This is a genomic window from uncultured Algibacter sp., assembly GCF_947495925.1.
Taxonomy (GTDB): domain Bacteria; phylum Bacteroidota; class Bacteroidia; order Flavobacteriales; family Flavobacteriaceae; genus Algibacter_E.
The window spans coordinates 476745-488571 of the sequence record NZ_CANMAU010000001.1 but is presented as its reverse complement, the minus strand read 5'-3'; the positions used below and the strand labels follow the sequence as shown (position 1 = coordinate 488571).

Annotated in this window: 9 protein-coding genes; 3 read left to right on the top strand and 6 right to left on the bottom strand. The window is 35.0% G+C overall.

Annotation, left to right across the window (positions count from 1 at the left end; all coding sequences use genetic code 11):
• The first annotated feature begins 1 nt into the window (after position 1).
• The 3 genes from Q0857_RS02185 to Q0857_RS02175 all read left to right on the top strand — a co-directional run bounded on the left by Q0857_RS02185 (position 2) and on the right by Q0857_RS02175 (position 1358).
• Positions 2-208: a helix-turn-helix transcriptional regulator gene (locus Q0857_RS02185; RefSeq protein WP_298531488.1), complete on the top strand. Its 207-nt coding sequence runs from the start codon at positions 2-4 to the stop codon at positions 206-208.
• A 42-nt stretch (positions 209-250) separates the two neighbouring features.
• Positions 251-709, top strand: a complete 459-nt coding sequence (locus Q0857_RS02180) for a DUF3157 family protein (protein WP_298531486.1) — start codon at positions 251-253, stop codon at positions 707-709.
• 205 nt (positions 710-914) lie between these two features.
• On the top strand, positions 915-1358 hold the full coding sequence (locus Q0857_RS02175) for a LexA family transcriptional regulator (protein WP_298531483.1): 444 nt from the start codon (positions 915-917) through the stop codon (positions 1356-1358).
• 69 nt (positions 1359-1427) lie between these two features.
• On the opposite strand, the gene Q0857_RS02170 is transcribed toward Q0857_RS02175, so the two are convergent.
• The 6 genes from Q0857_RS02170 to Q0857_RS02145 form a co-directional block, all read right to left on the bottom strand.
• Positions 1428-1721 (bottom strand): F0F1 ATP synthase subunit epsilon, encoded by a 294-nt coding sequence (locus tag Q0857_RS02170; RefSeq protein WP_298531480.1) that lies wholly within the window; start codon positions 1719-1721, stop codon positions 1428-1430.
• Positions 1722-1791: 70 nt separating this feature from the next.
• Positions 1792-3300, bottom strand: coding sequence for a F0F1 ATP synthase subunit beta (atpD, locus tag Q0857_RS02165; RefSeq protein WP_298531476.1), 1509 nt, complete (start codon positions 3298-3300; stop codon positions 1792-1794).
• 165 nt (positions 3301-3465) lie between these two features.
• Complete coding sequence (locus tag Q0857_RS02160) at positions 3466-5139, bottom strand: G-D-S-L family lipolytic protein (protein ID WP_298531472.1); 1674 nt, start codon at positions 5137-5139, stop codon at positions 3466-3468.
• A 19-nt stretch (positions 5140-5158) separates the two neighbouring features.
• Positions 5159-7909 carry a TonB-dependent receptor gene (locus Q0857_RS02155; RefSeq protein WP_298531466.1) on the bottom strand — a complete coding sequence of 917 codons (2751 nt, stop codon included), beginning with the start codon at positions 7907-7909 and terminating at the stop codon, positions 5159-5161.
• 210 nt (positions 7910-8119) lie between these two features.
• Entirely contained in the window at positions 8120-9973 is a 1854-nt protein-coding gene (gene glmS, locus Q0857_RS02150; RefSeq protein ID WP_298531462.1) for a glutamine--fructose-6-phosphate transaminase (isomerizing), read from the bottom strand.
• A gap of 159 nt (positions 9974-10132) precedes the next feature.
• A complete protein-coding gene (locus Q0857_RS02145; protein ID WP_298531460.1) occupies positions 10133-11806 on the bottom strand; it encodes a DUF4270 domain-containing protein in 1674 nt (557 codons plus the stop codon).
• Between the last annotated feature and the right edge of the window lie 21 nt (positions 11807-11827).

Here is an 11827-nt window from a genome sequence, read left to right as displayed (position 1 = left end):
TATGCCAATAATAGTAAACCTAGATGTAATGCTTACTAAGCGCAACATGAAAAGCAAGGAATTGGCTGAAATTATAGGCATAACTACTGCTAATATGTCTATTTTAAAATCAGGTAAGGCTAAAGCGGTCCGCTTTTCTACATTAGAAGCTGTTTGTAAGGCTTTATATTGTCAGCCGGCTGATATTTTAGAATATGTTGAAGATTAAAATTGTATTTTTGAAGTGATCTACAATTCTATATTTAGCGTAATGAAAACTTATTTTTTTATTTTTCTATTTTTTATTTCTTGTATTGGTTTTGCTCAAAACAATTACATTGTTAAAACAGAGGATGGGCGGCGTGTTTTATTGAAAGCAGATTATACATGGGAGTATATAGATTTAGAAGTTCCTGCTGAAAAATCTACAGATTCTACCATAGTTGCTGGAACCCTACCAACCATATCTAAAACATGTAATCTTGCTCCAGATTTTGTTGAACCAAAGTTGAATAGTAAAATTCAATCGCAATTAAAAAAAGGGCGTGCTACCATGAAGCATGTAAAAAAGAAAGTAGCAAAAGATTATAATTGTACTGAGGCCGAGGTTATTTTAATATCCTATAAAGAACAGAAAGAAAGCGGTGCTTATATTTTTTGTGCTAATGGTGTTAAGGTGGCCTATAAACGCATGGGGACAAGTATAATGAAAAAAGGGAAGTTATTTTAGCAATCCACTGTTTCATTAGTTTTCATACCTTTCTATAAGAAAGCCAATACTGTAATGAGAAGGTAGATTAATTCTTAACAGAAAGTTGTTACTAGTCTATGAGTACGATTGTTAAAGAAAATATAGATGAAATTAAGAAGATACTTAAGAATCTTTAGTAACTTTATAGCAGAGAGATGCATTGTTTCGTTCAAATTGATAAAAAATGATATTACATAAGCCTACTGAACTAACTTTTTTTGATCCCAAATTCACCGATGATCTTGGTGCCTTGTTTTTTGATACCGGAATTTCTTGTGGATTTCCTTCGCCTACTGAGGATTTGGGGCAACAGGAACGTCTTTCTTTAGATGCGGAGCTTGTTAAAAATAAAGAAACAACTTTTTACGCTCGGGTAAGTGGACAATCTATGATTGGAGCAGGGTTAGAGGATAATGATTTGTTGGTTATTGATAGGAGTTTAGAGCCGGCTAATAATAAAATAGCTGTATGTTTTTTAGATGGTGAGTTCACTGTAAAACGTTTAAGAGTTGATAAGGAAGAAATTTGGTTACAGCCTGAGAATCCTAACTACCCTATTATAAGAGTTACAGAAGATAACGACTTTGTGGTCTGGGGTATTGTTACCAATGTGATTAAAAAGGTTTAGTTATAAATAAAGACAAAAAAAAGCGAAATCATTGATTTCGCTTTTTTTATTTATCGTATGAAATGAAACTTAGTCTGCTAATATGATAGCTTTGTTATCTTTCATTTCTAGAGTTCCCGAGTTTATTGTAACAGTTAGAACTTTGTCATCATCAGCATGTGGTAATACCTTACCATGTAGCTGATCAAAAACTAAATGACTTTGAGTATGTGTGTGAATTTTAATGACACCATCTTTTAGCAAAGAAACAATAGGTGCGTGATTATTTAACATTTGAAATTCACCATTAATACCTGGTACTGTTACAGAGTCAACTTCCGAACTAAATAAGGTGGCTTCTGGTGATACAATTTCTAAATACATATTTATTGGTATTTATTATTGGTTGTTGTTAATGTCTTTTAATAATCAGTAACTAACAACTGTTAACTAATTATGCTTCAGCAAGCATTTTCTCTCCAGCTTCAATAGCTTCTTCAATAGTACCTTTAAGGTTGAATGCTGCTTCTGGTAAGTGATCTAATTCACCATCCATAATCATGTTAAAACCTTTAATAGTTTCTTTAATATCAACTAATACACCAGGGATACCTGTAAATTGCTCAGCTACGTGGAAAGGTTGAGATAAGAAACGTTGAACACGTCTTGCTCTGCCTACAGCCATTTTATCTTCTTCAGATAATTCTTCCATACCAAGAATTGCAATAATATCTTGTAATTCTTTGTAACGTTGCAATAACTCTTTTACACGTTGAGCACAAGCATAGTGATCATTCCCTAAAATATCAGCAGTTAAAATTCTTGAGGTAGAATCTAATGGATCTACCGCAGGGTAAATACCTAACTCCGCAATTTTACGAGATAATACTGTTGTAGCATCTAAGTGAGCAAAGGTTGTTGCAGGAGCCGGATCTGTTAAATCATCCGCAGGTACGTAAACCGCTTGTACAGATGTAATAGAACCTCTTTTAGTTGAAGTAATACGTTCTTGCATGGCACCCATTTCTGTTGCTAAGGTTGGTTGGTAACCAACGGCAGAAGGCATACGACCTAATAGTGCAGATACCTCTGAACCAGCTTGAGTAAAACGGAAAATATTATCTACGAAGAATAATACATCTTTTCCTTGTCCTTCTCCAGCACCATCACGGAAATATTCAGCAATCGTTAAACCTGATAAGGCAACACGAGCACGTGCTCCAGGAGGCTCATTCATTTGTCCGAATACGAACGTTGCTTTAGAATCTTTCATTGCAGATTTATCTACTTTTGATAAATCCCATCCTCCATCTTCCATAGAATGCATAAAGTCATCACCATATTTGATAATACCTGACTCTAACATCTCTCTTAAAAGATCATTTCCTTCACGAGTTCTTTCACCTACACCAGCAAATACTGATAAGCCACCGTGACCTTTTGCAATATTGTTAATCAACTCCTGAATTAATACTGTTTTACCTACACCAGCACCACCAAATAAACCAATTTTACCACCTTTTGCATAAGGCTCAATAAGGTCAATGACTTTAATACCTGTAAATAAAACTTCTGTAGAAGTTGATAAATCTTCAAATTTAGGAGCCTGACGGTGAATTGGTAAACCTGCATCATCTGCTTTAGGTAAATCTCCAAGACCATCAATAGCATCTCCAATTACATTAAATAAACGTCCGTAAACATCATCACCAATTGGCATTTGGATAGGAGCACCGGTTGCAGAAACTTCAGTTCCTCTACTTAAACCATCAGAAGAATCCATTGCGATGGTACGAACAGTATCTTCACCAATGTGAGATTGTACTTCTAGTACTAATAAAGAACCATCGGGTCTTTTAATTTCTAATGAATCGTAAATTTTTGGAAGCTCTGATCCAGCAGCGAATTCAACATCGATAACTGGTCCTACTATTTGTGCAACTTTTCCTGTAACTTTAGACATTACTTATGTGTTTAATATTATGCGACTTAATTGCGTGAAAACTCTTTTTGTTTTCGCGCTGCAAAGATATATTTTTTAATTTAAAATGAAAGTTCTTTTTTCTAGCTTTTTTGCAATAAAAAAAGACCTTCAATTTGAAGGTCTTTTTACTATATTCTTGATAGTTTATTGTGGTGGTAATAAAGGAGAATAATTGGTAGGATATGTTCCAATGTCTACTAAATTACCCGAAGCTTCAAAATTAGACCCATAAGTAGCATCAATAGCCTTCATAAATTCATTGGCAACTAAGGCGTAGCCCCTAGAGGTTAAGTGGACACCATCTAAAGAAAAAGCGCCTCCTGTTATTAAACCAGAGGTTAAGGTGAAATTATTTGAAGTAATACCTGTGGTTGATAATTCTGTGAGCAATGCGTTAGCATCAACAAAAGCCAATCCAGCTTGAGTTGCGGCAGTTTCAATGGTAGTATTAAAATTATCAATAGCCATCTTAATCTCAGATTGTTCGCTCGGTAAAAGAACCCATTTATCAATTAATGGTAGTGTAATACCTTCTACTGAAAATTGGTCGGCTACTTCCTTTGATAATCCAAGTCCTTGCAATGCCTGAGATGAGAATTCATTAACCGTTCCAATTATTGAGCCGCTTGTTAATACTAATAAATCATTTTCATTGGTTTGCCTTACAGTTCCATAGGCATTTCCAAAAAGACCGGCCACAAGGGGTACAGCTTCAACAGGTAAACCAAACGATTGTACTAATAAAGCAAATTCAGGACTATTACTTAGTATAGTTCTTATTTCTTCTGATAAATCTTTTAGAGTCTCATCGTATATTAATAGGGGGTTAGGGCCATCTGTTGTAAGTAAGTCAACTCTGTCTGGTTCTCCATAAGCCGTAAAAATATCTTTCAAAATACCGTATAATTGGGCATTTAGTTGAGGTATTTGTTCAGCGAGATCCGCTTGACACTCATCGGTAGGGTCCAATGCATCCCAGGTTACGGTAGTAAAATGGGCAATATCTGTTACATAAGGAATATTAGCTACAATACCTTTGGCGCCACCAGATGTTAAAGTGGCAATTATGGCTCCGTAAGTTTGATTAAAACCAACCCCTGGTGGGCCATCAACTGGAGTAATAGGATTTGAGCCATCACCGCCAGAAGTTGCATAACCTAGAACATCGTTATTTCCAATCCATAAAGAAAAGAATGTTGGCGCTTGAGCCATAGAAAGCTCCAATACGCTTGCATTTGGTGTAGAGCCAGTCATTCTTATGAAATAAGGATTTGCAGCAGTAGGGAAATTTGCAATGTTTCCATATCCAGGTGCTAGTAAATGAAAACTCTTTGCCAACGGAACCCCCATGTTATTAAATGGGCCTGTAGGGTTATTTAGAACAATATCTGTGGAAACTGTTACCGGGCCTATAATATCATCTAACCTTTTAGGCGTTGGATCTCCGCTACAGTCATTTTGACCTACAGCAAATCGTGGACTTGCAATTCTAGTTCCATTAAGTGCTAAACCTCCATTATTGTCACTTACAAGTGGTTGCGTAAATTCTCCACCACCGATTAAAGCAAATTTTTCGGATAAAATTTTTGGAAATGATTTCTCTTGAGCTGCTAGAAAAACGGTGCCGTCTGAAAGTCCTGATGTTAAAGAGTTTCCTACGGATACATATTTAGAAAAATCTGCTTCTCCTGCAATCAATGCAGGTAACTGAACATCTTCCTCAATAGGAATGTTGTTGTCTCTTAAAACGTCTTCAGGAGAATTACATGCTGTAACCCCCATAAAGATTAATAGAATGACGATATATTTTGTGTTCATGATTTTCTTTTTCATTTTATTAGTTATTAATTGTCCATGAGAGATAGAACATTGACCCAATATTACCAGTACCAAATGCTGTAAAATATTCTTCTCCAAGTAAATTGGTAGCTCCTGCCTTAAATGAAGATTTAAAACTTGGTAGCCTTAGGTTAATCTGAGCATCAACAACATGGAATTCTGGAACTAAACCATTACCAAATGTGGCTTCCCAGAAATAATTATCACTAAACCTATACGCCACATTAAATCCAAAATTTTTAAATAAATCGGTATTACCAAAAGAAGCCTTAAACTTATGTTCAGGCGTGTTAAAATTAGTCGTAAAATCTGGGAACATTTGACGATCAAAATCTAATTTGGCATAGGTGTAACTTCCTCCTAAATCAAAATTCCCAAATATTTTAGTTGATATCCCAATAGATGCTCCATAAGAATTAACATCGGCCGGAGAATTGGTATATGTACTCCATGCTTGGTAATCATCATTAGCTATGGCAGCAATAGAAAGACCACCATCGCCCGCAGTACCATAAAAAGGAGATATAACAACTTCTTGAGATATAAAATCTTTATAACTATTATAATAAGCACTAAAATCTACAACGACACCGTCAAATTTTCCTCTATAACCAACTTCTGCAGAAGTTACTTGCTCTGGTTTTATTAAATCAGGATTGGCAACTTTAAGGTCTTCTGGATTTTTAGAGTCTCCAAATGCCTGTACAGAACTTGCTTTGTATGAGTTTTCATAAGCAACTCGTCCTGTTTGAGTAACTGAACCGGGTTGACCAATAGCTTGTCCTTCATTACTAATTTCAAATGTTCGAACATAGCGATCTAAGTTACTTGGGGCTGCTCCAATTAAAATGGCTCTTCCGGCATCAAGACCTATGAATAGATCTTGCGTAGTCGGGTTTCTAAAACCTGTTTGAACTGAAGCTCTTATATTATGATTTCTATTTACGGTTAAACCTGCTGATAGTCTAGGCGAGAAGAATCCATCAAAAAATTCAGATTTATCATAGCGTACAGAGCCTGTAAGTTTTAATTCTAGACTTTCATTGAGTTCTAAACTTTTTTGAATTTGTGTGTATAAACCAAATTCAGAGTAATCAATAGGACCATCAAGATCCGTATAAATAGTTCCTGAGGAGTTTAAGCTATACCTTCTGAAAGAACCTCCAACTTGGATTTCTGCAAAATCAATTAAATGACTGAAATTGTAGTTAGCGTCAGAATGATAATACTTCGAGGCGTCTTGGAATTTTGAACCTGTACTTAAATCAGGGTCGTTAATACTTCTGTTGAATGCTGACTGATATTCAGGAGATCCCGGTTCATATCTGCCAGATTCTGCCTGTGCTCTTGCAGCAGCATGCGCTTCATCTTCCGTTGCTCCTCCCAAAGTTGCTCCGGCAAAAGTTGTAATATATTCTTCAAACCACTGTTCATCACTTTTCCAAGCTCTATTAATATTTATTCCTGTGAAAACCATATCATATGAATCACCTGCTTTATCAGCGACTACATAGCCTCTTAAAAAGAAATTATTATTTCTTATCTCTAACTTGTGTTGTTGTTGAAAGAAATTTGCTATGTTATATCGGTTTGTTCCTTGATATATCGTTGATCCCGTACCCACTTTTCCAACATAAGCAATTTCAAAATCATCTTCAAATGGACGATAATATAAACCCCAGTCAGCTTTAATACTTTCAGCATTATAGTTAGTTAAATATTTTTCGTTATAGCCTGTTCTACTAACATCAACATCTGGAATTATTCCTTTTACACTTTCAGGAGCTTCGGTTCTAATATTTGCTGAAACTTCATCACCATAAACATTAATACCATCATAGTCAAGATCTGCTCTTGTTCTATTGGGGTCAATTTTATCAACTTCACTGGTTGCGGCCCAATCCGTTCCTTTTAAGTATCCAAAATTAACTTTAACCGCGAATTTGTCACTTAATTTATGAGCAGCTCGAATGCTTAAGTCAGTATAAGCATTATCACCTGCAGCCTCTTGAGAGGTAATACCTCTTTTTATTGAAGCACTGATGCCTTCATAATCAAATGGGTTTTTACTTCGCATAAATAAAATACCATTAAATGCGTTGGCTCCATATAGAGCTGAAGAAGCTCCTGGTAATAATTCAACACTTAAAACATCTGTTTCGGTCATACCCACTAAGTTTCCAATAGGGAAATTCAATGCGGGCGTAGAGTTGTCCATGCCATCTACCAATTGCATAAAGCGATTATTGGCGAAAGTGGCAAAACCTCTTGTGTTGACAGATTTAAAAGTTAAACTATTGGTATTTACATCAACGCCTTTTAGGTTTTCTAGGCCGTCATAAAAGTCGGCAGAAGCTGTGTTCTTGATTTCTTTAAGACCTAACCGTTCAACAGTAACGGGCGATTCGAAAATACGTTCAGGAGTTCTTGAAGCCGAAATAACGACCTCATCTAATGCCGTTCCTTCAATTAGAACAAATTTAAGGATTTGATTATTAGAGGTGACTTCTTGGTTGTTAGTCTCAAAACCAACGCTACTAGCCTGTACAGAAAATGGTGGATTCTGACTGTATGTTAATGTGAAGTTTCCATCAAAATCGCTTACCACTCCAGTGGAAGTACCTACCACAATTACGTTTGCGCCAGGAATAGGTTGTTCATTGTCATCCACTACAGATCCAGTAATGGTTGTTTGGGAATAGCATAGGCTACCAATAAACAACAATAAAATAGGGAAGAATGTTCTCATTTAAAAAGTATAGTTTTAGTTTAATAACAAAGAAATATAAAAATATAAGACATTGTTATTTGCTAAAAATATAAAAAATTATGCATGCATAGCATTTTTTAATAAAAAATGTATGAATTTATTGGTTTTTATATAAGAAGAAGGTGCTGAAAATAGGAATGCCATAGTAAATTGACTATGGCATTTAAAAAAGTATTGTAAAATGTTGTTTTATTCTACTGTAACAGATTTTGCTAAGTTTCGAGGTTGATCAACATTTTTATCTAGCATTACTGCGATATGATATGATAGTAGTTGTAAAGGAATTGTAGTTAATAAAGGAGAAAGTGACTCCAGAGTTTCAGGAACCTCAATAACATGATCCGCAAGTTCTTTTACTTGGGTATCACCTTCAGTGACTATACCTATAATTTTTCCTTTTCGAGATTTGATTTCTTGAATGTTACTAACCACCTTTTCGTAATGCCCTTTTCTAGTTGCAATGACAACAATAGGCATATTTTCGTCTATTAAAGCTATAGGGCCATGTTTCATTTCTGCAGCAGGATAGCCCTCTGCATGTATATATGAAATCTCTTTTAGTTTTAGAGCACCTTCAAGTGCAACAGGGAAATTATAGCCTCTTCCTAAGTAAAGGAAATTGTTAACGTCTTTATATACATTGGCAATAGTTTGAATAAGACCATCAGATTCTAGGGCTTTTTCTACTTTCTTTGGAATCATTTCCAATTCTAAAAGGTGTTGACGGAAATCAGAACTATTTATGGTGCCTTTGGCTCTAGATAGTCTTAGTGCTATTAAAGTTAAAACTGTAATTTGAGTTGTGAAAGCTTTTGTAGATGCAACTCCAATTTCTGGCCCCGCATGTGTATATGCTCCTGCATCTGATTCTCTAGCAATAGATGAACCTACAACATTACAAACACCAAAAACAAATGCCCCTTTTGATTTAGCTAATTTTATAGCAGCCAGTGTATCTGCTGTTTCTCCAGATTGGGAAATGGCAATGAGAACGTCGTTTTCAGTAATAATCGGATTACGATATCTAAATTCTGAGGCATACTCAACTTCAACAGGGATTCTAGCTAAATCTTCAAATATATACTCAGCGACTAACCCTGCATGCCATGATGTACCACAGGCTACAATAATAATACGATTAGCATTAAGAAATTTTTTCATGTTGTCTTCAACACCAGCCATCTTAATTATAGCTTCATTTCTTAATAACCTACCTCTGTAGGTATCGGTAATGGCTTTAGGCTGCTCATGGATTTCTTTTAACATAAAATGGTCATAGCCACCTTTTTCAATTTGCTCTAAGTTTATTTGAAGCTCTTGAACATAAGTGTCAACCAAAGAGTCATCCTTAATCTTTCTTATCTTGATTCCTTTATGAAATCTAATAACTGCCATTTCTTCATCTTCTAAGTAAACAGCATTTTTTGTGTACTCCAAGAAAGGTGATGCATCACTTGCTATAAAGAATTCGTCTTCATTGTCCCCTATTCCTATTGCTAGAGGGCTCCCCAAACGTGCTACAACGACTTCTTCAGGTTTGTTTTTATCAAATACAGCAATAGCATACGCCCCAATAACTTGGTTTAAAGCTATTTGAACCGCTTTGCCTAGTTTTACGCCTTCTTGTTTTTTAACGTCTTCAATTAAATTGATTAAAACCTCAGTATCTGTATCTGAATGAAAGGTGTACCCTCTGGCAATTAATTCTTGTTTTAGAGATTCATAATTTTCAATAATACCATTATGAATAATAACAAGGTCACCAGAATTAGAAACATGTGGATGTGAGTTTACATCATTTGGAACACCATGAGTTGCCCATCTTGTGTGACCAATCCCAACATTACCGTTTTGAGTGATTTCCTCGGAAGCACGAGCTTCTAAGTCAGCGACTTTTCCTTTTGTTTTTGATACTTTAAGGCTAGTACCATCAAACAACGCAATACCAGCACTATCATAGCCTCTGTATTCTAAACGTTTTAAGCCTTCAACAACAATAGGATAAGCTTCTCTTGGGCCAATATATCCAACAATTCCACACATAATTTTATTATTTTGATTTAGGGTTTTTAATTCAAGACAAATATGTAAAATATATAACTAGAAGTTTTAATTTTTATATGAACTCAATGATTTATACGATGAAATTCATTTTAAACAATTTGATTTCTAATTATTCATCTAAATACCAATAACTTATCGTTATTTGGATTCTGTATAGAATATCTTTAATTGCAACTTTTTATTTTCTTTTCCGGCTGTTCCCTTGCTACCGTAAATAATTGTTCCTCTGGGAGATAGAATTGTTGCGCTTGGAATTTCTGTGACTTCATCACTACTATTTAATATGTCACCACTACCAGTGTAATTTACATTGGTAGATGTTACAAGCCCTAACTTTGTATTCGTGGAGTCTCTAATTAAAATATTATTTAAATGCTCGGTAACACGAATTTTATATTTCCCAGAATCGGGATTTCTTTGACCAAGACTAACTATTTTGGAATTAAACGGTTGCTGTGTGTTTTCAGTTTGGTCAATCTGGTAATCAACAGTAGTTATATTGTTTTTAAGATCATAGGCATAAATACGATCATAAAAATGATAATCATTAGGCCCACCATCATCAGGGAGGTTTTCATCTTCAAAAATCACCAAATGCGCTTCATTAATAATTCGTTTTAATAAAATCCTATTGGTTAAAGGGTCTTTAATAGGTTCTCCTTCTTCATCAAGTTGTCGAAATGTATTTTTAAAACAGTCAAGAGCATTGTCATTTGCTATACCATCGCCATCACAATCTACCATTCCCTTAAATAGATCAACAACCGCCATAGAGCCTTCAGTTCCTTTTAAGTATAATTTTGCATCACCTAAAGTTTTGTCGCCATTTACTAACGTGATATCATAATTATTGATAAAAGTATTAAGCTTATTTCCGGAAAAGTTTAGTGTGTAAGTTTGCTCCGACCGCGAACCTTCTTCTCCATTGGTGTAATACAGTGTTATACTACCTCCTTCCAGATTTAGCTGAATCATGGTTCCGTCTTCATTTGTTGCTTCGGCTTTAAAATATAGACCTCTAAAGTAGTTGTGAAAATTATTGGCATTACTCAAAACTGCATCGCCTTCTTTTTCGATTATGGTTTCCTTCCAAAATTCATTATTAAGGGGGTATCTGAATGCAGGTTCTCCTCTCGTAGTTACAGCATCTTCACCTTCTCCCACAGTCGTAATTATTGGGTCCTTGCTTGGTATAAAGGAGTCAATATTTAATAGTGGGGTTTCGGGGTTAACAATATGGTCATCAAATAGAATTGTTGTAGTGCCGTTTAAAGCTGAGTTAGCCGAATTACTTCCGTTAGAATAATATTTTTGTGTGTTATCCTGTCCATTATTCGGATCAAAATCTCTTAAAAGATAACCATTTTGGAAAATAGTAAGCTTAATATCTGAATCTATATTTCCATACAGCGAATCTAACTTATAAATAGGAAACCCATCTTCATCTGTGCTAGTGGTAGTACTAAAATAGGGAATGCTCATTATAACACTATCAATAACAGGCTCGGTTCCAAAGTCCGGATTAAAAATAGATGGCGTGATTTGGGTAATAATACTCGCTTTATTTGGACCATACGCCGGATCATTAAATACTCCTAGAAGGTTTGAAACTAAATTATTAACTTGTAATGAATCTAATTTTTTGTTATATGCGGTTAATGGCCATATTGAATCTTTAGTAGCAAAGTTGAAATTTTCATTACTTAAAACATCACTTTCTATGATATTGAAATCTTTATCACAGGCAATGAATGTGATAGCTGTTAAAATAAAAACAATGGAAAATTTGAGGACTTTAATTGTCTTTTTCATATTTATTTACAATGAATAAGG